The following is a 21,516-nucleotide window of genomic DNA, read 5'->3' as shown; positions in this document are numbered from 1 at the left end:
TGCCGCGCTGCCTGCTAATCGGCGGCTAGTGCACCACTAGTTCACGCAGTTGAGTTTGCCCGCTTCGATGGTGGCGGGGGGTGCGTTGGTGGCGGGCGACGTGGTTGTCGTCTGGGAGGTGCTGGGGGGCGGGGCCAGGTTCATCAGCGGGCTGCCGGTCAGCTGTTGGCCGTCCGACTTGGGGTAGGACGTGCCCAGGACGACGCGGATGTGGCTCTTGGTGAGGGTTCGGTCCTCGGCGAAGGAGAACGTGCCGGAGGACAGCGTGTTGGCCACTGACTTCGCCTCGGCCAGTTCGCCTGCCGGGTAGCGGATGATCGAGGACTGCTGGACCGCGGCGTCGCCGGTTTGGCCTCGGGTGAAGCCGTGCCCCGCGAGGAGGTCGAGGACCGTGGTGGCCAGGCCCCGGGTGGTGGTGCCGTTGCGGACGTCGACCGTGATGCCCGCGCCCGTGGCGGTGTTGCCCGCGGGGCTGCCGGTGGTGGGCGGGGCCAGTGCGTCGGGGTCGGCGTCGGTGGGGCGGGTCATGGGGGGTGGCGTGGTGCCGCCGTCGGCCGAGGCGAAGGTGTTCTTGATCTCGGTGGCCACCTGGTCGGGGTCGATCTTGACGACGTCCGCGCCGCCGATCTTGGCCAGGCCCTGGGTGGGGATGGTGTGGAACTCGATGTTGCCGCTGCTGAGGCTCTGCATCTGGGCGGCGAACGTGGTCAGGTTCCAGTTCGAGGAGAGCACGACCGACTTCTGCACGGCGGTGACCAGGTCGCGGGCCCGGCTCGGGCTGGTGAGGATGTCGGCCGAGAGGATCTTGTTGGCCAGTGCGCCGAGGAAGACCTGCTGGCGGACGATGCGGTCGAGGTCGCCGTTGGGCAGGCCGTAGCGCTGGCGGACGAACGACAGGGCCGCCGCGCCGGAGATGGTCTGCCTGCCCGCCGGGAAATGGGCGCCGGACTTGACGTCGTCGACCGGGTTCTTCAGGCAGACGTCCACGCCGCCGACGGCCTTGGTGACCTCGTAGAAGCTGGCCAGGTTGACCTCGGCGTAGCGGTCGATGACGACCGAGCCGCCGGTCAGCCGCTGGATCACCGAGATGAGGTTCTTGCGGCCCGCGACCGTGGCCCGGTCCTCCAGCTCCTTCTGGTCGGTCACGCCCTGGTCGGCCAGGGTCTGCCGGGCGTCGACGTAGGCGTTGATGAACGCCGAGTTGAGCTTGCGCTTGCCGAAGCCGGGGCCGATGTCCACGTACGAGTCGCGCGGGAAGGAGAAGGCCACCGCGCGCTTACCGCCCGCCGGGATGTGCAGCAGGATCATCGTGTCGGTGTTGCGCTCGCCCTCGTCCTTGCCGCCGTTGAGCAGGGCGAGGGCCTCCTTGGGCAGCGGGTTGCCGAACGAGTCCTTGCGGCTGTCCATGCCGACCAGCAGGATGTTGAGCGCCTTGTCCAGCGTCACCCGGTTGGCGGACTCCTGGTCGCCGGGGCGGTCGTCGAAGACGTCCGTGGTCACCGTGTGCGCGTCGAGGTCGCCGACGACGGTCCACCAGAAGTAGCCGGTGGTGGCCACCACCGTCGCGGACATCAGCACCGCGATGGTCCGCACCACATTGCGGCTCATCCGAACCCATAGCGAGGCTTGAGGGCGGTCCGGTATTACTTCTCCGGACGCGCCGCCCCCCTCGTGCGCACGCTCGTCCACGCACGCTCCTCCCCGGTCCGACCTGAACGGTTTCCAGGTTACCCACGTTGGTGTGGTCTGGCTGTCAGCGTCGTCACTGGTAACACGGATCGGTGAGGGTCGACGTTTACTGGGGCGGCCGCGTCTCACAGGCGACACGGAGCACAGTCGAGCCAAGGATGGGGAAACACATGCGGGTGCTGGTGACAGGCGGGGCCGGGTTCATCGGGTCGCACTACGTGCGGCAGGCGCTCACCGGCGCCTACCCCTCGCTGGCCGACGCCGAGGTCGTCGTGCTGGACAAGCTCACCTACGCGGGCAACCGGGCCAACCTGGACCCGGTCGCCGACAGCGAGCGGCTGCGGTTCGTCGAGGGTGACATCTGCGACGTCGAGCTGGTCGGGCGCACCATGGCCGGGGTCGACCTGGTGGTGCACTTCGCCGCAGAGTCGCACGTGGACCGGTCGATCCTGGGGTCCACCGACTTCGTGCTGACCAACGTGCTGGGCACCCAGGTGCTGCTCCAGGCCGCCGTGGACGCGGGGGTGTCCCGGTTCGTACACGTCTCGACCGACGAGGTGTACGGCTCGATCGACGAGGGATCGTGGGCGGAGACGCACATCCTGGAGCCGAACTCGCCGTACTCGGCGTCCAAGGCATCCTCCGACCTGCTCGCGCGCTCGTTCCACCGCACGCACGGGCTGGCGGTGAACATCACCCGGTGCTCGAACAACTACGGGCCGTACCAGTTCCCGGAGAAGGTCATCCCGTTGTTCACCACCAACCTTCTCGACGGCAAGAAGATCCCGCTCTACGGCGACGGTCTCAACGTGCGCGACTGGCTGCACGTGGACGACCACTGCCGGGGCATCCAGCTGGTCGCGGACGGCGGCAGGCCGGGTGAGATCTACAACATCGGCGGCGGCACCGAGCTGACCAACCGCGAGCTGACCAGCCTGCTGCTGGACGCGACCGGCACCGACGAGTCGTTCGTGCAGCCGGTGGTCGACCGCAAGGCGCACGACCGGCGGTACTCGGTCGACATCACGAAGATCTCCGCCGAGTTGGGTTATCGTCCCCAGGTGTCCTTCCAGGACGGTCTGGCGAGCACCGTGCGGTGGTATCGGGAGAACCGGGCCTGGTGGGAGCCGCTGAAGCAGCGCGCCACTCTGCCCGGGAGCTGATAAATGACCCTCGCGATCCTGGTCCCCGGCGGCGGCGGCCAGCTCGGCCGCGAACTGGCCGCGCTGCCGGGGCTGGACGTGCACGCGCCCACCTCCGCCGATCTCGACCTGACCAGCGCGGGCTCGGTCATCGAGGCGGTCGCCGCCATCGCCGAGCGGCCGAACCCGGTGGTGATCAACGCGGCCGCGTACACGGCGGTCGACCAGGCCGAGACCGACCAGTCCCGCGCCTTCGCCATCAACGCCGACGGTCCGCGCGTGCTGGCGGCGGCCTGCTCGTCGCGGGGCGTCCCGCTGATCCATGTCTCGACGGACTATGTGTTCCCGGGGGACGCGGACAAGCCGTACGAGGTCGACGACGCTCCCGGGCCGCGCTCGATCTACGGTCTGACCAAGCTGGCGGGTGAGGACGCGGTTCTCGGCTCCGGCGCGGACGCGTGGGTCGTCCGGACGGCCTGGGTCTACGGCGCCTACGGCAAGAACTTCGTCAAGACGATCGCCCGGCTGGAGTCGCAGCGCCCCGGGCTGTCCGTTGTGGATGATCAACTGGGGAGTCCGACGTGGACGTTCGAGCTGGCCTCCGGCCTGGTCGAGCTGGCGCGGCGGATCGTCGGGGACACGCCGCCTGCGGCCAGGGTGCTGCACTGCACCGGGGCGGGCGAGGTGACCTGGGCGGGGTTCGCGCGGGCGATCTTCGAGGAGCTGGGCGCCGACCCGTCCCGGGTCGCGTCCTGCACGACCGCGGACTACCCGACCCCGGCGGCCCGACCCGCGTACTCGGTGCTCTCGGATCAATCCTGGCGGTCGGCGGGCTTGACGCCGCTGCGGCCGTGGCGGGAGGCCCTCGCCGCGGCTTTCGCGGCGCACCCCACCGAGTTCCGTCCCGCCTGATCAGCGCCCGGCAGCGGCGCGGTAGGCGGAGACCGTCAGCTCGGCGCAGCGACGCCAGGTGTGGGTGGCGGCGTGCGCCCGGCGCTCGCTGCTCGTGGCGGGCTCAAGCGGGTGCTCCAGGGCCTTGACCAGCGCGTCGGCCAGGGCCGCGGTGTCGCCGAACGGGACAAGGTGGGCGTGCCCGCCGGACACCTCGCGCAGCGCGGGGACGTCGGTGCAGACCACCGGCACGTCGCAGGCCATCGCCTCCAGCACGGGCAGGCCGAAGCCCTCGTCCCGGGACGGCAGCGCGAGCGCGGACGCACCGGCGACGACACTGCGGAGGTCGGCCTCGGTGAGGTAGCCGGTCGCCCGGACGCGGCCACCGCCCGCGACATGACCCGGGCCGGTGAGGACCAGCGGGGGCAGCGACGGGGTGGCGGCGTGGGCCTTGAGCAGCCAGTCGAGGGCCTTGCGCGGGCCCGCGGCGCCGACGAACAGGATGTACTGGCCGGGCAGGTGCAGGCGGGCGGCGGTGTCCTCGTTCGGCGGCCGCGCGGTGAACCACGCCGGGTCGACGCCCAGCGGGGTCACCCTGACCTTGTCGTCGGATACCCCGAGCCGCTCGACGACCCGGTCGGCGACCGCGCGGGTGGGCGTGCAGACGATGCCCGCGCGCTGAGCGGACACGGTGACCAGCTCGGGCAGCCGGGTGTCGAAGCGGGACAGTTCCTCCGGGTAGTCGAGGAAGTCCAGGTCATGCACGGTCAGCACACCGGCGGCGCGGCGGGCCGCGGGCAGTACGAAGTTCGTGCCGTGCACCACGTCGGTGAGCCCCGCGAACAGCTCGACCGGCGGGAACGGCGCCCGCAGCCACGCCTGCCGCAACAGCCGCGCCGGTGACGGAATGCCGCGCGCCCGCACCCCGTGCGGCAGCACCCGCCGCAACGCCCGCCAGCCACGCAGCGTGAACGCGACCGCCCGCATGTCCACATGGGACGACGAGGCCAGCTCCTCGGCCAGCGCCGCGGTGTAGCGCCCGATCCCGGTCCGGTTGCCCAGCAGCGGCGTACCGTCGATCAGCACCCGGATCGGCTTAGGCATCCCGGCCACCCCCTCCACGCGTAGACCATCGCGGGCGCTCCCCCGAACCGCCCCGCACCGACCACCCGGCGCGCTCGACCAACCCAGCCTCCTCCGCGTGCGGTGCCTGGGCATAGCGTGCCTCATCGCAGCCCGTGATGGGTGCTCAACCGCAGGAAAACCCGGCAGCCGACCCCCGCCGGTCCATACCAATCCGGGCTGACCAGGTCCGATGTGGACCAGCCGATGTTGCGGATTGGCCGCGGCCGCCGCCCGCCCGGGGCGGGCCGCCGTCGATCGGCCCGGCACAATGTCGCACCGTGACCGAGCACGCGACGACCGAGCACCCGACCGAATACGGCGATCGGCTCGCCGTCGTGACCGTGACCTACTCGCCGGGGGAGACCCTGGAGCGCTTCATCGAGACCCTTGCCGAGGCCACCACCCGGGACGTCCGGGTCATCCTGGCCGACAACGGGTCCGTGGACGGGGCTCCGGAGGCCGCCGCGGCCGCGCACGAGCACGTCGAGCTGGTGCGGACCGGGGGGAACCTGGGCTACGGGGCCGGGGCGAACCGGGGGGTGGCCGGGCTCGGGCCCGAGTTCGGGTGGGTGGTGGTGGCGAATCCCGATCTGGAGTGGGGGGCCGGGTCGTTGGACGAGCTGCTGGCCGCCGCCGAGCGGTGGCCGCGTGGGGGGTCGTTCGGTCCGTTGATCACCGAGCGGGATGGGACGGTTTATCCGTCTGCTCGGGAGGTGCCTTCCCTTGGGAAGGGGATCGGGCACGGGGTGCTGGGGAAGGTGTGGCCTTCGAATCCGTGGACTCGGGCGTACAAGCAGTCGGCCGCGGATATCCGGGAGCGTGCTGCCGGGTGGCTGTCGGGGTCGTGTCTGTTGTTGCGGCGGGCCGCGTTCGACTCGGTGGACGGGTTTGACTCCCGGTATTTCATGTACTTCGAGGATGTGGATCTGGGGGAGCGGCTGGGGGATGCCGGGTGGCAGAATGTCTATGTGCCTTCGGCGCGGGTGATGCATATCCAGGGGGTGTCCACGGCGAAGGTCTCGTCGAAGATGCTGGTGGCGCACCATGACAGTGCTTATCGGTTTATCGCTGATCGGCATCCGGGGGCTGTTTGGGCGCCGTTGCGGGGGTTGGTCCGGGCGGGGCTGGCTGTTCGGTTGCGGCTGGAGAACCGCTGACTGTCCGAGGGATTTCTGTTGCTTCGAGGGCTCGCGAACCGCTGAAGAACCAGCGCGCCCTCGAAGCAGGGAAAGAACCGGAAAACCGTGGGCCCAAAAGGGTTACCGCTGACGCGGATCCCCATCCAACCGCTGGGCCAGCGAAGGCCGATGTCCCGGCTGCGTGACCGTGGGCACCAACCCGGGCTCGGCCACCGGCTGCTGCCGGGGCAACCTCTCCGTGGGTCTCACCGCCGCGGGCCGCCCAGGCGAGGCCACCGACTGCGTCGCGGCCTCCTGGGCGATCGCGGGCAGTTCGTCCTCGGCCCGGAACGCCTCCGCCTGCACCGGGAACACGATCGTCATCTCCGGATCGTCCGAGTCGAGGGCGGAGACGACGGCGCGGGGGATCTGCAGCGTAGCGGCGGCGTCCATGGGAGAGATGGCGCTCTCCGGGGTGACGACGTAGGCGCCGCGCGCGCGGGCGCGCGCCAGGATGGCGTCGGCCCGGTCACGGGGGTCCATGGTGGCGGCCTCTCGTCGATCTCGTGCGGCAACCGTTCCCGACCAGAGTATCCCGGTCGGCACGCCGCGTCAGCGGCCCCGGTCGATCATTCGCAAATCCGTCACAGGTATTCGGCGTCGCCGCGGTCGCGCAGGATCTCGGTGAGGCGCTTGATGTCCTGGGCGCGGTCGCGGTCGCAGACCAGGACCGCGTCGGCGGTGTCGACCACGATCAGGTCGCGTACGCCCAGGGTCGCCACGAGCCGTCCGCCCGCCGGGACGACGATCACGTCCGAGCCGTCCACCACGACGGCGCGGGCGTCGGCGGGGCCGCTGGTGAACGAGCGGCCGCCCTCGCCGATGTCGGTGCCGAGGAGACGGACCACGGTCTCGAAGTCGCCGATGTCGCTCCAGCCGAAGTCGCCCGGCACGGTGGCGACCTTGCCCTCCTCGGCGGCCGGTTCCATGACCGCGTACTCGACCGCGACCTTCGGGACCGTCGGCCACAGCTCGGCCAGCACGTCCTCCTGGTGGTCGGTGCCCCAGGCGTCGGCGATGCGGCTGATCGGGTCGGCTACGTCGGGGCGGCGGGCCGCCAGCTCGGCGAGGAACACATCCGTGCGCCAGACGAACATGCTGGCGTTCCACAGGTAGTTGCCGGACTCGATGTAGCGGGTCGCCACCTCCAGCGACGGCTTCTCCTTGAACTCCAGCACCCGCTGGATCACCGAGCGCCGGGCGATCTCGCTGCAGCGCAGGTAGCCGTAGCCGGTCTCGGGGCGGGTGGGGGTGATGCCGATGGTCATCAGGTAGCCGTCGCGGGCGCCCTCGACGGCCTTGGCGACCGTGTGCGCGAACTCGGCGGTGTCGGTGATCAGGTGGTCGGCGGCGAAGGAGGCCATGACCCCGCCCGGGTTGCGCCGCTCGATGACCGCCGCGGCCAGCGCGATCGCCGCGCACGAGTCGCGGGCGAACGGCTCGACCAGGATGTTGCGGTCGGGCAGGTCGGGCAGCTGCCTGGCGACCCCGGCCGCGTGCGCGGTGCCGGTGACCACCAGCAGGTTCGTCGCCGGGGCCAGCGGGGTGAGCCGGTCGAAGGTGGCCTGCAGCAGCGACCGGTCGGTGCCGGTGAGCGCGTGCAGGAACTTGGGGTTCCCGGCCCGGGACAGCGGCCACAGACGGGTCCCGCTGCCCCCCGCGGGGACGACTACGTGCAGTTCTGACGACGTCACTGAAGCCTCGTGTCCTCGACCGGTCGGGGTACTGGGTCCGCCAACTGTAACGAACCGGCGGGTACGGTCCTGCTGATGTCGTCGTCGCTCCCGCTGGCGCAGCGGTCCCGGACCTGGGTGCCCGGGTACCCGTTGGACCTGGCCGCGGTGCTGCGGCCGCTGCGGCGCGGTACCGGGGACCCGGCGTTCCGGCAGGACGAGCGGGGGATCTGGCTGGCGGCCAACACCCCGGACGGGCCGGGCACGCTGCTGCTGCGCGTCCACGCGGGCGAGGTGTGTGCCGATGCCTGGGGGTCGGGCGCGGACGTGCTGGTGGACGGTGTGCCCGCGCTGCTCGGCGCCGAAGACGACGACTCCGGCTTCGAGTGCCTCCACCCGTTGATCGCCGAGACGCGGCGGGCCAAGCCGGGGCTGCGGCTGGGGGCCACCGGGCGAGTGTGGGACGTGTTGTTGGCCGCCGTGCTTGAGCAGAAGGTGACCGGCGTGGAGGCCCGCCAATCGTGGCGGGAACTGGCCCGTCGATTCGGCACGGCCGCTCCCGGGCCCGCGCCTGCGGGCACCCGCGTACCGCCGACTCCGACGGCGGTGCTGGGGATCCCGGACTGGGAGTGGCACACGGCAGGTGTCGACCGCACGCGGCGACGCACGCTCATCGCTGCCGCGCAGGTGGCCGGGCGGTTGGAGCGGGCCGCGGAACTGCGCGGTGTGGAAGGCCGGTTGTTGCTGCGCAAGGTGCCCGGGATCGGCGTCTGGACCGCGGCCGAGGTGGCGCAGCGGGCCTGGGGCGACCCGGACGCGGTCAGCGTCGGCGACTACCACATTCCGGCGCTGGTCGGGTACGCGCTCGCCGGGCACAAGACCGACGACCACGGCATGCTCGACCTGCTCGCCCCGTATGCCCCGCACCGGCAGCGAGTGGTCCGCTACATCGAGGCCAGCGGGTTCGCCAAGCCCCGGTTCGGGCCGCGGATGAGCGTCAAGGACTACCGTTCCCTGTGACACGCCCATTATGTGGGGGTGATTTGCGGCTGACACCCCAACATGTAGTCTTCGCGGCGCTGGTGGTTCACCCGGTGCGACTGTGCCGGGTGAGGCAAGAGGGAACCCGGTGCGATTCCGGGACTGCCCCGCAGCGGTGAGCGGGAACGACCGCCGTCAACGAAGCACTGGGCGCGAGCCTGGGAAGCGACGGCCAGTAGGTCAGAGCAATGCGCCCGCGAGTCCGAAGACCTGCCACCGGTGCGCGCGTCGAGCCCGACGCGCGCGGTCCGCGGGCTCCGAGGGTGGGTCGACGTGACGGTCGGGTGGCGTGCTGCCGCCTGCCCGCGCGCACTCTCGCGTCCGCTACCTGCGGCGAGGGAGAACAAGTGACGGTGATCGACGCCCCGGTGGGGCGGTGGGCGGCCGCGGCGGCTGGTCTGTCCGATGTGGACATAGAACGGGTGTCGGCGACGGTGACCGCGGGCGCCCGGCCCGGTGCACCCGAGCGGGAGCTGCGCGAGCTGGCCATGCGCACCGCGGCCGGGTTGGTGGCCGAGGAACCGCAGTACTCGACGTTGGCGGCGCGGTTGCTCACCGCGCACATCCACGAGGAGGTCGCGGACGCCGGGATCACCGACTTCGCCTCCGCCATTGCCCTGGGCAGACAGGTCGGATTGCTGTCCGCGCGCACGGCCGATTTCGTCGCCGCGCACGCCGAGGCGCTGTCCGCGCTGGTCGACCCGGCCGCCGACGACCGGTTCGGCTACTTCGGACTGCGGACCGTCTACGACCGTTACCTGTTGCGCCACCCGGAGACCCGCCAGGTCGTCGAGACCCCGCAGTACTTCCTGCTGCGCGTCGCCTGCGGGCTGGCCGAATCGGTCGGCGAGGCCGCCGAGCTGTACGCGCTGACCAGCTCGTTGTCCTATCTGCCCAGCTCTCCCACGCTGTTCAACTCCGGCACCGCGCACCCGCAGCTGTCCTCGTGCTTCCTGCTCGACTCCCCGCGCGACGAGCTGGAGTCGATCTACCACCGGTACGGCGAGGTGGCCCGGCTGTCCAAGTACGCGGGCGGCATCGGCATCTCCTGGTCCCGGGTCCGCTCCCGCGGCTCGCTGATCCGCGGTACGAACGGCCGGTCCAACGGCATCGTGCCCTGGCTGCGCACGCTGGACTCCTCGGTCGCGGCGGTCAACCAGGGCGGCAGGCGCAAGGGCGCGGCCTGCGTCTACCTGGAGCCGTGGCACGCGGACATCGAGGAGTTCCTGGAGCTGCGCGACAGCACCGGCGACGAGGCCCGCCGCACGCACAACCTCAACCTGGCCATGTGGGTGCCGGACGAGTTCATGCGCCGCGTCGAGGCCGATGCCGACTGGTCCCTGTTCGACCCCAAGGCCGTCCCGACCCTGCCGGACCTGTGGGGCGCGGAGTTCGACGCCGCCTACCGGGCCGCCGAGGAAGCCGGGCTGGCCGAGCGCACGATCCCGGCGCGCACCCTCTACGGCCGCATGATGCGCACGCTCGCGCAGACCGGCAACGGCTGGATGACGTTCAAGGACGCGGCCAACCGCGCGTGCAACCAGACCGCCGAACCGGGCAATGTGGTGCACCTGTCCAACCTGTGCACCGAGATCATCGAGGTCACCGACGACGAGACCACCGCCGTCTGCAACCTCGGCTCGGTAAACCTCGCGTCCCATGTGGACGATAGCGGTCTGGACTGGGACCGGCTCGACCGCAGCGTGCGCACGGCGGTGAAGTTCCTGGACCGGACCATCGACCTGTCGTTCTACCCCACCCAGCCTGCCTCCGGCAGCAACCGCCGCTGGCGGCCCATCGGCCTGGGTGTGATGGGCCTGGCCGACGTGTTCTTCGCGCTGCGCCTGCCCTTCGACTCGCCCGAGGCGCTCGCGTTGTCGACCCGGATCGCCGAGCACATCGCCCTCGCCGCCTACGAGACCTCCGCCGCGCTCGCCGCCGACCTCGGCCCACACCCCGCCTACGGCCGGACCAGGGCCGCGCGCGGTGTCCTGCACCCCGACCACTTCCCAGACGCCGCGATCACCCAGCCCGCGCGCTGGGCCGCGCTGCGCGAGCGGGTCGCGGTAACGGGCCTGCGCAACTCGCTGACCGTGGCAATCGCGCCGACCGCGACCATCGCCGCGATCGCGGGCTGCGCCGAGTGCGTCGAGCCGATCGTGTCCACGGTCTTCAAGCGGGAGACCCTCTCCGGCGAGTTCCTGCAGATCAACCCGCACCTGGTGGCCGACCTCAAGCGGCTGGGCCGCTGGGACCGGCGCACCCGCGACGCGATCAAGGCCGCGGACGGCTCGGTCCAAGGCCTGGACCTGCCCGAGGAACTGCGCGTGCTCTACCGGACCGCGTGGGAGCTGCCGCAGAAGGCGCTGATCGACCTGGCCGCCGCGCGCACGCCGTTCGTGGACCAGAGCCAGTCGCTGAACCTGTTCCAGGCCAGCCCGACCATCGGCAAGCTGTCCTCGATGTACGCCTACGCCTGGCGCGCGGGCCTCAAGACCACCTACTACCTGCGTTCCCGCCCGGCGACGCGCATCCAGCAGACGACCGTCGCGGTGACCGAGCGGTCCACTGAAGCGGTCGCCTGCTCCCTGGAAAACCCCGAGACCTGCGAGGCCTGCCAGTGACCACCCTGCTCGACCCCGGTATGGACCTGACCCTGCGGCCCATGCGCTACCCCGACTTCTACGAGCGCTACCGCGCGGCGATCCGCAACACGTGGACGGTAGAGGAGGTCGACCTCGCCTCGGACGTCACCGACCTGGCCAAGCTCACCGCCGACGAGCACCACCTGGTGAAGCGCCTGGTCGCGTTCTTCGCCACCGGCGACTCCATCGTGGCCAACAACCTCGTGCTCAACCTGTACAAGCACGTCAACGCCCCGGAGGCGCGCCTCTACCTGTCGCGGCAGCTGTTCGAGGAGGCCGTGCACGTCCAGTTCTACCTGACGTTGCTCGACACCTACCTGCCCGATCCGGACGAGCGCGTGCAGGCGTTCGCGGCCATCGAGCACATCCCGTCGATTCGGCAGAAGGGCGAGTTCTGCTTTCGCTGGATCGATTCCATCGACCGGCTGGACCGGCTGGAGACTCGGGAGCAGCGGCGCCAGTTCCTGCTCAACCTGATCTGCTTCGCCGCCTGCATCGAGGGCCTGTTCTTCTACGGCGCCTTCGCCTACGTGTACTGGCTGCGGTCGCGCGGTCTGCTGCACGGCCTGGCGACCGGGACGAACTGGGTGTTCCGGGACGAGTCCATGCACATGGAGTTCGCGTTCAGCGTCGTGGACACCGTGCGCGCCGAGGAGCCGGAGCTGTTCGACGACGACCTGCACGGCGAGGTCGTGCGGATGATGACCGAGGCGGTGGCGTGCGAGCTGGAGTTCGCCCGGGATGTCTGCGGCGACGGGCTGTCCGGGATGAACGTGCGGGAGATGGAGCACTACCTGCGCTATGTCGCCGACCAGCGGTTGGTGCGGCTGGGTTTCCCGCGCGAGTTCGGTGACGAGAACCCGTTCGGTTTCATGGAGCTGCAGGACGTCCAGGAGCTGACGAACTTCTTCGAGCGCCGCGTCTCCGCCTACCAGGTCGCGGTCCAGGGCTCGGTCGCGCTCGACGAGGACTTCTGACGGCCGCTCACCGGCGTCCCCGGTCGGCCCGCCGCCTGCCGGGGACGCAGGTGAGCACGGTGAACAGCACCACCGCCGCCTGGATCAGCAGCAGCCCGGCACGCAGCCCGGACGGCTGCTCGATCCGCACCTGCGCCGTCCTGGTCGGCACGCCGACCGCCACGGCCGCGCCCCAGGCCCGCACGATGGGCGCGGGCCGACCGTCCACAGTGGCCTCCCAGCCCGGCTCCTCCTCGGCCGCGACCACCAGCAGCCGCCCGTCCGGCCCGTCCGAGACCCGGGCAGCGACCAGCGGCGCGGCCGCGTCCACGCCGACCACGCCGGTCGCCGAGGCCGCGACCGGCGGGGTGGTGCCGGTCAGCGCCTGCCGGGCCAGGTCGGGCGAGAGCAGGTAGGCCGAACCGGACGGCACCTCCAGGCGGAACACCGGCCGGTCGTCGGACGTGCGCGGCCCGACGGTCACCAGTGGACCGGCGCGGTCGCGGAAGACGTCCGCCGAGGGGTCGTTCGGCCAGACCAGGTAGAGCACACCGGTCGCGGCCGCCCGCCCGATCGCGGTGTGCACGCGGTTGACGTCGTTCGACCGCAGATCACGTTCCAGCGCCGCGAGCCGGGGGATGGCCGACGGGGTCGGTGGGAGATCGTCGTCACCGAAGCGCGGCGCGCGGCCGACGATCTGGCGTGGCGGCTGACCGGGCGTGAGGATCAACACCGCGCGGTGCGTGTCGGCCAGCTCGGCGGACATCGTGGACGCGAACGTCAACCCGCCCGCGTCGGTCAACGGTCCGGTTCTGCCGGGAACCAGCACTCCCACGGCCAACGCGCCCAGCGCGAGTACGCCTGCCGAGGCGACCGCGGGCACCGGCAGCCGCAGCCGCACGCCTGCCGAACCGGTCCGCAGCACGGCCGTCAGTGTCCACAACAGACCCCAGCCCACCAGCAACAACGGCGCCCCGGCCCACCCGTGCCCGGCGGGACCGCCGGACAACCCGGGCGCAGGCACCGAGCCGACCAGCACGACCGCGACCACGCCCAACAGCGCCATCCCGAGCCCCGGCAGCACACCCCGGTGCGGTCTGGCCAGCACACCGATGATCGTCGCCAACAGCACGACGACGCCGAGCACCGGCCACGCACCCGGTCCGCCCGCGTGCAGGCCGAGCAGTTCCGCCAGCGACGCGGGCCGGTCGTCCAGGGGTGTACCGATTCCGCGCAGCACGACATCGGGATGCTGGATCACCACCGCGGGCCACGGCAGCAACAGCGCCAACGGCATCAGGACCAGCAGGAACAGCGCCGCCCCACGCCGTTTCCCGCCGCCCGGCACCAGGATGAAACCGGTCAACGCGACCACCACCAACGCCAGGTGCGTCAACGGCGAGAACGCGCCGATTACCGCCATACCCAGGGCTGTGCCCGCGGTCGTGCACAGCCAGGCTCTATTGCCCGTGCCGCGCACCAACAAAGCCGCGATGCCCGCCGCCACCAAGGGCAACAGGATGTGCACGACGACGACATCGATCCTGCCTTGCGCGACCGCCGCCGTGCCCGGGGGCAGGAGCGCGTAACCGAGCGCGAGCAGTGCTCGTACCCACCGCCGAACCGGCGCGCGCCGGGTCGCCAGGTACGCGCTCAACCCGGCCAACGGCAGATCCGCCAACAACAGCAACGCCAACCCGGCCCGCGGTCCGCCGAAGGGCGCGAACACCGCACCCAACACCCCGAGCACGGCCAACGCCGCGGGCGCTGGCGCGGCCGTCCCACCGGCCACCCCGTGCCAGGTGTCGACGTACTCCGACCAGACCTGTCCGAGATCACCGATCGGCAGCAACCGACCGCCCGCGAGGTGCAGCCCCAACCGGCCCACGTTGAGTGCCAGGGCGAACGCGGCCAACCCCAGGATCAGCAACAACGGCGGCGACATCGCGATCTGCCGCAGCACCCGCGACCGGTCCACCCGCACCAGCACCAGATCGGGCTCCGGCGCCGTGCTCCCGTCCCGCCGCACCGGCGACGGCCGTGGCGCCGGACTCGGCTGCGACCCCGCAGACCGGACCGGCACCCCATCGGGCAAGGCGACCGCGATCGCCCGCTCCGGCCTGCGCAGACCCGCCCGACGAGGACGTCCGTCCGCGCCTGCCGGAAGTACATTCGGGTTCATCGACGGCCGCGCCGGTTCGGCAGGCGCCAGCCAGACCGCCGACGGGTCGTAGCCGCTGGGCAACCGCCCGAGCGCGGCATCCGCCTCCACCCGCCTGCGGACCATCGCCGACACCGCACCCCGGGTCGCGTTCCGCAGCCGTGTCAGCCGACTCGTGAACAATCCTCGCACGCTCGAATTGCCCCGATTGCCCGCACGCGCTGCCCGAGCGGCCCACAGGCCAGCACCGCCGCCAAGCACATAACCGAGGGCGGATAACTCCGCGTTCGCCTCCGGGAGCCTGCGCAGCGCGGCGAACCCGAGCGCGCGTAGCAGGCACAGCACGGTAAGTCTGGGAATTCCCCATAAGAACGACACCGCCGAGCAATTCACCAGAAACGTGCGGAGTCCGTGGCCGCGCTCCAACGCCCGCGGCGTCGACAGCCGCGCGCCGTCGACATCGACCCGACGCTGCCCCGTGGTCATCGCGCGCGCGTGCCGGATCCGCGCGGACGGCACGCACAGTACGACCTGCCCGGCCCGGTTCGCCCGCCAGCCGAAGTCGACGTCCTCGCCGAGCAGCCCCACCGCGCGGTCGAACCCGCCCAGCCGCTCCCACAGCGCCCGCCGCACCAGCATCCCGGCCGAGGCCACCGCCAACACCTCGGTGCTCTGCTCGAACCGCCGGTCATCCCCGTCGTTGCCGCGGTCCCGCCCCAGCCGGGACCAATCCAGTTCGGACGGACCGATCCCGGTCTGCCGGTGCCCGGAGGCGTCCGTGGACAGTCCGGCCGCGACCACCAGGCGTGGGTCGTGCCAGTCGACCGCGAGCGGACCCAGCACACCCGCGGCGGGGGAGACCTCGGCGGCCAGCAGCAACGTGGACAGACAGTCCGGATCGGGCGCGGAATCGTCGTGCAGCAGCCAGATCCAGGCGCCCGGGTCACCCCAGCGCAGCATGGCCTGGTCGATCGCGGCATGCACGGCCGCGGTGAAACCGGTGTCCCGGTCCAGCGTGAGCACCCCGTCGAGCACCCGGTCCGAGCCCTCGGCCGCGTCCGCCAGGATCGCGGGTGTCTCGTCGATCGAACCGGTGTCGACCGCCAGCACGTGCCGGGGCCGCGGGGTGGACCGGCGCAGCGCGGAGAGCGCTGTCCGCACCCACTCGGCGCCGTCGTGGCAGACCACGACCGCCAACACGGGGGCGGTGCGCAACACCGGCGCACCACGCGCGAGCACCTGGCGCGACCGGGGCGGCACGGACCAGCCCACCTCCCCTTCGCGGCTCGACCCTGGGCCGCCGCGCTACCACCCACGACGCCACTGGCCACCCACCGTACGACGGAAAGCCGCGCACCGTGTACGGACCCGCGCGGACCGACTCGCCACCGTTACCGACGAGCCATCCACCGGCACCGACCCGGACTCCCCAGTCGGGTCGCCGCCCGGCTCACACCGCGCGTTTCTTCAGCTTCCGCCGCTCGCGTTCGGACAGACCGCCCCAGATGCCGAAGCGCTCGTCGTGCGCGAGCGCGTACTCCAGGCACTCGGAGCGGACCTCACACCCGAGGCAGATGCGCTTCGCCTCTCGGGTGGACCCGCCCTTCTCCGGGAAGAACGCCTCCGGATCCGTCTGCGCGCACAACGCGCGCTCCTGCCACTCCTGCTCCTCGGTCTCGTCGAAGAACCCGGCCAGCACACCGAGTTCGTCGGTCGACCGGTCGCCCCACTCCACGACGCGGCCCCCGTCACCCAATCCCTGCATATCGCCCGCCTCCTCGCCTTCCGCACTCCCCGGCTGGCGGATGCCATGGGCCATCCCCGTGGCGAATGACATCGATGTGATTACACCCGTGTCGCCGCGGCGGGTCAAGCTCGGCCCCCGAGCGGGTGATGGGATATGTGCGGCCAGTACCCGATCGTGTACCTGCCGAAACGCCACCGGGCATCCGGTTTTCCCATACCGGCCGGCGGGCAACCGACGAACATTGCCACACTGGTGGCGTGCAGCGATCAGCGGTCCGCCCGTCCCCGATCTTCCTCGCCCTGCTCGCGGTGACCGTCGGGGGTGCCTGCCTCACCCTGATCGACGACGTGACCGCTTGGCACGCCGGGATTTTCATCCTGGTGGCGGGCGGCTGGGCGGTGTCCCTGTGCCTGCACGAGTTCGGGCACGCCGTCGTCGCCTACCGCGGCGGCGACCGCGAGATCTACTTCAAGGGCTACCTGAACCTCGACATCCGCCGCTACACCGACCCGGTGCTCAGCCTGGTGCTGCCGCTGGTCTTCCTGGCCATCGGCGGCATCCCACTGCCCGGCGGCGCGGTGTGGATCAACCGGTACGCGCTGCGCTCGCGTGCTGTGACCTGCCGGGTTTCGCTGGCCGGACCGTTCGCCAACCTGGTCGTTGGGATCCTGCTGACCATCGCGGTCACCGCGTTCCTGCCCCCGGTGTCCAACGCCGGTCCGCTGACCAGCGGCCAGGCGGTCGCGTGCGGGCTGTCGTTCCTGGCGATGCTGCAGTTCGCCGCGTTCGTGCTCAACATCCTGCCGGTGCCCGGCCTGGACGGGTGGGGCGCGATCGAGCCCTACCTCTCCCGCGAGGCGCAGGAGTTCGGCGCCAAGGCGCGGATGTGGGCACCGCTCATCCTGTTCGCGCTGCTGTTCGCGGTCCCCGGGGTGAACGAGCTGTTCTGGCGGCCCATCACCGCGCTGTTCGAGGCGGTCGGCGGCGACAGCTGGGGCGCCGCGTGGGGGCGTGTGCTGTTCATGTTCTGGAAGTAACCAGCCCGCCGCTGTGTCCCGGCGGCCCGGTGCGGGCCGCCCCGAACGTGATGAGGATCGCCGGTCGTGAAGATCGTGGTAGTCGTCGGCGGGGTCGGGGGAGCCCGATTCCTGCTGGGTGTGAAGAAGTTCCTCGGCCTGCCCGCGGTGGGCCCGGCCCCGGCCGGTACACCGCACGAGGTGACCGCGGTGGTGAACACGGGGGACGACATCTGGTTGCACGGTCTCCGAGTCTGCCCCGACCTGGACACCTGCATGTACACCCTCGGCGGGGGAATCGATTCGGAGCGCGGCTGGGGCCGCACCGGCGAGACCTGGGTGGTCAAGGAGGAACTGGCCGCCTACGGCGCCGACCCGGACTGGTTCGGCCTTGGTGACAAGGACATCGCCACGCACCTGGTGCGCACCCGGATGATGCGCGCGGGCTACGACCTGTCCGACATCACCGCCGCGCTGTGCGCGCGCTGGCAGCCCGGGGTCCGGCTGCTGCCGATGACCGACGACCGGGTCGAGACGCACGTGGTGATCGACGAGCCGGACAGCGGCGAGCGCAAGGCCGTGCACTTCCAGGAGTGGTGGGTCCGGCACCGGGCCGCGCCCAAGGCGCACTCGATCGTGCCGCTGGGCGCCGACGAGGCCACGCCGGGGCCGGGTGTGGTGGAGGCCATCGCGGACGCGGACGTGGTGTTGCTCGCACCGTCCAATCCGGTGGTGAGCGTGGGCACCGTGCTGGCCGTGCCGGGGGTGCGCACCGCGCTGCGCAAGACCGAGGCGCCGGTGGTCGGGGTGTCGCCGATCATCGGGGGCAAGCCGGTGCGCGGAATGGCCGACGCCTGCCTGTCGGCGATCGGGCTGGAGACCTCCGCCGAGGCCGTGGGCAGGCACTACGGCTCGCGGGCCTGTTCGGACAACGGCGTACTGGACGGCTGGCTGGTCGCCGCGGGCGACACCGCCGACGTGCCGGGCGTGGCGGTTCGCGCGGTCCCGCTGCTGATGTCCGATGTGGAGGCCACGGCCACGATGGTGCGCGCGGCGCTTGAGCTGGGCGGGGTCGACCTTGGCTGAGCACGGCGCGCGCGGCACGGTGGAGATCGTGCCGGTCCGCGGGCTGCCGGAGTTCCGCCCCGGCGACGACCTGACCGGCGCCATCGCGACGGCCGCGCCCTGGCTGCGGTCCGGGGACGTGGTGGTGGTCACCAGCAAGGTCGTGTCCAAAATAGAGGGTCGACTGCTGCGCGTGCCCGCCGATCCGGCGGTGCGGGAGGCGGTCCGGCGGCAAGCGGTGCTGAACGAGGCCGACCAGGTCGTGGCGGCCAAGGGGCCGACGCTGATCACGGTCAACAAGCTGCTCGGGATCGTGCAGGCCGCCTCCGGGGTGGACGCCTCCAACGTGGCGGGCGACGAGATCGCCCTGCTGCCCGCCGACCCGGACGGCTCGGCGCTGGCACTGCGGCGCGGACTCCGGGAACGGCTCGGGGTGGAGGTGGCGGTGGTGATCACCGACACCATGGGCCGGGCCTGGCGGATCGGCCAGACCGACGCGGCCATCGGGGCGTCCGGGCTGCGGGTACTGCACTCGTACGCGGGATCGGTGGACGCGCACGGGAACGAGCTGGTGGTCACGTCGGTGGCGATCGCGGACGAGATCGCGGCGGCGGCCGACCTGGTGAAGGGGAAGCTGGGCGGCATCCCGGTGGCGGTGGTCCGGGGGCTGGAGATCGGCGACGAGACGTCCCGGGCGCGGGACCTGGTGCGGCCGGTCGAGGATGACCTGTTCCGGTTGGGGACGGCCGAGGCGATCACGCGGGGGCGGCGCGAGGCCGTGCTGCTGCGGCGGTCTTTGCGGAGCTTCTCGGACGAACCGGTGTCCACGGAAGCGATTCAGCGCGCGGTGGCTGCGGCGTTGACGGCTCCGGCGCCGCATCACACGCGGCCGGTGCGGTTTGTTCGGGTTGTGGCGAAACGGAAGGAACTCCTCGCGGCCATGCGGGCTGCCTGGGAGGCTGACCTGCGCGGGGACGGGTGGTCGGAGGATCGGATCCAGCGGCGGGTCGCGCGCGGGGATCTGTTGCACGAGGCGCCGGAGATCGTGCTTCCGTTCCTGATCAGGACGGGTTCGCACGACTATCCGGACGCGCGGCGGGCCGAGGCTGAGCGAACGATGTTCACGGTCGCGGGCGGGGCGGCTGTGCAGGGTTTGTTGGTGGCCTTGGCGGCGGAGCGGCTGGGCTCGTGCTGGGTTTCCTCGACGATCTTCTGCGCGGATGTGGTGCGCGAGGTGCTGGACCTGCCCGCCGACTGGGAGCCGCTTGGCGCTGTCGCCATCGGCCACCCCCTGGAAGAGTTGACCCCGCGCGATCCACGTGCGGACGAACTCCTGGAGAAGTGAACGAGAAACACCGTTACGGCTTCCAACACCCCAGGTCACGAAGCCTCCTCCCCGCGCACGCGGGGATGCTCCCGCGTCCCCGGAGCAGTACGCGCAGGTGCTGCGCTCCTCCCCGCGCACGCGGGGATGCTCCCGACGGCGGAGTGGAAGTCCGCTGGATCTGGCACTCCTCCCCGCACACGCGGGGATGCTCCCTTGACGCTGGTGGCAGGGACGGTGCCGCCGTCCTCCTCCCCGCGCACGCGGGGATGCTCCCGCGCCGGTGAACTCGGCGTAGACAGGCTTGAGCTCCTTCCCCGCGCAGGTGGGGCTGATCCCTCGCCCTCCCCGCCCATATCGACGATCCGTCGGTTCCTCCCCGCGCTTGCGGGGTTGGGGTCGCTGGGATGGGTGAATTCCGGGGGTGGTGGGGTGTGGGCGAGAATGATCGCGAAAGGTGTCGAGGGCGAGGGAGTGCCGGTGGGTCCGCATGCTGACGCGGTGGCGACTATGGCGGCGTGGCGGCCGGATGACCGGGGACAGGAGTCCTTGCGCCAGGCTTACCTGGGCTTTCTCGCCGCCCGCCCCGACGCCTGTGAACGGTCCTGCGAGGCAGGCCATATCACCGCTTCCGCGCTCGTCTTCGACGCCGCCGGGGAACACATCCTGCTGACCCTGCACCCCCGCGTCGGAAAGTGGCTACAGCTCGGCGGCCACTGCGAGCCGTACGACAAAACGCTCGCCGGTGCCGCTTTGCGGGAAGCCCGGGAGGAATCCGGCATTCCCAATCTGCGCATTGATCCGGTGCCCGTCCACGTCGACGTGCACCCGATCACCTGCTCGCTCGGCCTGCCCACCCGGCACTTCGACGTCCGGTTCGCGGTGCGGGCGCCGGATGGCGCCATTCCCGTGCGCAGCAACGAATCCCTCGATCTGCGCTGGTGGCCGGTCGACGCGCTGCCCGAGGACGCGGACGGCACCGCCGGGATCGACGCCATGCTCGCGGTGTTGCGATGATCGCGCTCGACCCGGATTCGTCGGTGCCGCCGTTCGAGCAGGTACGGGTCGGGTTCGCCAAGCAGATCAACGACCGCACGCTCGCCGTCGGCACCAAACTCCCCACCGTGCGGGCATTGGCGGCCGAATTGGGGCTGGCCGCGAACACCGTGGCCCGCGCGTACCGGGAGCTGGAAGAGGCCGGTCTGGTGGAAACCCGGGGCCGGGCGGGCACCTTTGTCAGCGCGGCAGGTGACCGCACCCTGCAACGTGCCAAGGAAGCCGCCGAGCGTTTCGCGGAAACGACGCGGATGCTCGGAATCGACGCCGACGCCGCCCTGGAAATCGCGCGGGCGGCATTGCGCGTCGGGTGAGCGCGTGCAAGCGGAACTTGCTAACTTGCAGCGCGTGACCGACAACGGGCTCGATTCCCTCCTCGAACGCGCGCATGCCCACCGCGTGGCGGGACGATCGGAGCAGGCCATCGCGTTGATCGAGCGGGCCATCGCGCTCGGCGGCGAGGAGCGCGCCTACGCCCGCACCTCGATGGCCGACCTGTTGTTCTCCCTCGGCCGCGAGCAGGAGGCGGGCGAACAGCTCATGCTGTTGCGCACCGAGCAACCCCGCTGGTCGGCGCCCTGTCAGCTGGTCGCCGAACTCGCCCAGGAACGCGGCGACCACGCCGAGGCCCTGGACTGGTACGACCTGGCCGTGGCGAGCCTGCCGGACGACGAGCTGGTCGAGATGGACGGCCTCAACGCGCCCTACTGCTACGCCAACAGCCTCATGACCAACCGTCGGACCCTGCGCAGAACCATGGGCAGACCCTCGGACGACTGGGACAACATGACGATCGAGCGATCCTGA

General features: G+C 71.4%; 18 protein-coding genes and 1 riboswitch. Of the genes, 12 read left to right on the top strand and 6 right to left on the bottom strand.

The genetic code is table 11. The features are described from left to right. Positions 1 to 36: 36 nt before the first annotated feature. Positions 37 to 1,608, bottom strand: a complete 1,572-nt coding sequence (locus tag C503_RS0111565; RefSeq protein WP_018682367.1) for an LCP family protein — start codon at positions 1,606 to 1,608, stop codon at positions 37 to 39. Between the two features lie 251 nt (positions 1,609 to 1,859). Between C503_RS0111565 and rfbB the strand changes: the two genes are divergently transcribed. Together rfbB and rfbD are read left to right on the top strand one after the other, a co-directional pair. Beyond that, positions 1,860 to 2,852 carry a dTDP-glucose 4,6-dehydratase gene (rfbB, locus tag C503_RS0111560; protein WP_018682366.1) on the top strand — a complete coding sequence of 331 codons (993 nt, stop codon included), beginning with the start codon at positions 1,860 to 1,862 and terminating at the stop codon, positions 2,850 to 2,852. Between the two features lie 3 nt (positions 2,853 to 2,855). Next, the gene (gene rfbD, locus C503_RS0111555) at positions 2,856 to 3,743 is read left to right on the top strand and encodes a dTDP-4-dehydrorhamnose reductase (RefSeq protein ID WP_018682365.1); all 888 of its coding nucleotides are present in this window, start codon (positions 2,856 to 2,858) and stop codon (positions 3,741 to 3,743) included. Here the strand turns inward: rfbD and C503_RS0111550 are convergent, their stop codons facing one another. Then, entirely contained in the window at positions 3,744 to 4,826 is a 1,083-nt protein-coding gene (locus C503_RS0111550) for a glycosyltransferase family 4 protein (protein ID WP_018682364.1), read from the bottom strand. It abuts the gene before it with no gap. Positions 4,827 to 5,125: 299 nt separating this feature from the next. Between C503_RS0111550 and C503_RS0111545 the strand changes: the two genes are divergently transcribed. Beyond that, entirely contained in the window at positions 5,126 to 6,004 is an 879-nt protein-coding gene (locus C503_RS0111545; protein ID WP_018682363.1) for a glycosyltransferase family 2 protein, read from the top strand. Positions 6,005 to 6,106: 102 nt separating this feature from the next. Here C503_RS0111545 and C503_RS0111540 read toward each other — a convergent pair whose 3' ends face one another. Both C503_RS0111540 and C503_RS0111535 read right to left on the bottom strand, forming a co-directional pair. Further along, complete coding sequence (locus C503_RS0111540; RefSeq protein WP_018682362.1) at positions 6,107 to 6,508, bottom strand: hypothetical protein; 402 nt, start codon at positions 6,506 to 6,508, stop codon at positions 6,107 to 6,109. 101 nt (positions 6,509 to 6,609) lie between these two features. Then, on the bottom strand, positions 6,610 to 7,719 hold the full coding sequence (locus tag C503_RS0111535; RefSeq protein WP_018682361.1) for a mannose-1-phosphate guanylyltransferase: 1,110 nt from the start codon (positions 7,717 to 7,719) through the stop codon (positions 6,610 to 6,612). Positions 7,720 to 7,794: 75 nt separating this feature from the next. On the opposite strand from C503_RS0111535, the gene C503_RS0111530 reads away from it, so the two are divergent. The 3 genes from C503_RS0111530 (at position 7,795) to C503_RS0111520 (ending at position 12,361) form a co-directional block, all read left to right on the top strand. Then, the gene (locus tag C503_RS0111530; RefSeq protein ID WP_018682360.1) at positions 7,795 to 8,718 is read left to right on the top strand and encodes a DNA-3-methyladenine glycosylase family protein; all 924 of its coding nucleotides are present in this window, start codon (positions 7,795 to 7,797) and stop codon (positions 8,716 to 8,718) included. A gap of 46 nt (positions 8,719 to 8,764) precedes the next feature. After that, positions 8,765 to 8,971: riboswitch (cobalamin riboswitch) on the top strand. A gap of 115 nt (positions 8,972 to 9,086) precedes the next feature. After that, on the top strand, positions 9,087 to 11,363 hold the full coding sequence (locus C503_RS0111525; protein ID WP_018682359.1) for a ribonucleoside-diphosphate reductase subunit alpha: 2,277 nt from the start codon (positions 9,087 to 9,089) through the stop codon (positions 11,361 to 11,363). Next, the gene (locus tag C503_RS0111520) at positions 11,360 to 12,361 is read left to right on the top strand and encodes a ribonucleotide-diphosphate reductase subunit beta (protein ID WP_018682358.1); all 1,002 of its coding nucleotides are present in this window, start codon (positions 11,360 to 11,362) and stop codon (positions 12,359 to 12,361) included. The genes C503_RS0111525 and C503_RS0111520 overlap by 4 nt, the downstream gene beginning before the upstream one ends. Positions 12,362 to 12,368: 7 nt before the next feature. On the opposite strand, the gene C503_RS0111515 is transcribed toward C503_RS0111520, so the two are convergent. After that, on the bottom strand, positions 12,369 to 15,761 hold the full coding sequence (locus C503_RS0111515; protein WP_245572454.1) for a glycosyltransferase family 2 protein: 3,393 nt from the start codon (positions 15,759 to 15,761) through the stop codon (positions 12,369 to 12,371). Positions 15,762 to 15,951: 190 nt separating this feature from the next. Next, complete coding sequence (locus C503_RS0111510; RefSeq protein WP_018682356.1) at positions 15,952 to 16,266, bottom strand: WhiB family transcriptional regulator; 315 nt, start codon at positions 16,264 to 16,266, stop codon at positions 15,952 to 15,954. A gap of 239 nt (positions 16,267 to 16,505) precedes the next feature. Between C503_RS0111510 and C503_RS0111505 the strand changes: the two genes are divergently transcribed. The 6 genes from C503_RS0111505 to C503_RS0111480 all read left to right on the top strand — a co-directional run bounded on the left by C503_RS0111505 (position 16,506) and on the right by C503_RS0111480 (position 21,516). Then, on the top strand, positions 16,506 to 17,285 hold the full coding sequence (locus C503_RS0111505) for a site-2 protease family protein (RefSeq protein WP_018682355.1): 780 nt from the start codon (positions 16,506 to 16,508) through the stop codon (positions 17,283 to 17,285). Between the two features lie 66 nt (positions 17,286 to 17,351). Next, a complete protein-coding gene (cofD, locus tag C503_RS0111500; RefSeq protein ID WP_018682354.1) occupies positions 17,352 to 18,350 on the top strand; it encodes a 2-phospho-L-lactate transferase in 999 nt (332 codons plus the stop codon). Then, positions 18,343 to 19,674, top strand: coding sequence for a coenzyme F420-0:L-glutamate ligase (locus C503_RS0111495; RefSeq protein ID WP_026316182.1), 1,332 nt, complete (start codon positions 18,343 to 18,345; stop codon positions 19,672 to 19,674). The genes cofD and C503_RS0111495 overlap by 8 nt, the downstream gene beginning before the upstream one ends. A gap of 489 nt (positions 19,675 to 20,163) precedes the next feature. Further along, the gene (locus tag C503_RS0111490) at positions 20,164 to 20,670 is read left to right on the top strand and encodes an NUDIX hydrolase (RefSeq protein WP_018682352.1); all 507 of its coding nucleotides are present in this window, start codon (positions 20,164 to 20,166) and stop codon (positions 20,668 to 20,670) included. Continuing rightward, positions 20,667 to 21,023, top strand: a complete 357-nt coding sequence (locus C503_RS0111485; protein WP_018682351.1) for a GntR family transcriptional regulator — start codon at positions 20,667 to 20,669, stop codon at positions 21,021 to 21,023. The genes C503_RS0111490 and C503_RS0111485 overlap by 4 nt, the downstream gene beginning before the upstream one ends. Before the next feature lie 34 nt (positions 21,024 to 21,057). Beyond that, on the top strand, positions 21,058 to 21,516 hold the full coding sequence (locus C503_RS0111480; protein WP_018682350.1) for a tetratricopeptide repeat protein: 459 nt from the start codon (positions 21,058 to 21,060) through the stop codon (positions 21,514 to 21,516).

This window comes from Actinokineospora enzanensis DSM 44649 (assembly GCF_000374445.1).
Taxonomy (GTDB): domain Bacteria; phylum Actinomycetota; class Actinomycetes; order Mycobacteriales; family Pseudonocardiaceae; genus Actinokineospora; species Actinokineospora enzanensis.
The sequence above is the reverse complement of the archived record's forward strand: the minus strand, read 5'-3'. Positions and strand labels throughout refer to the sequence as shown.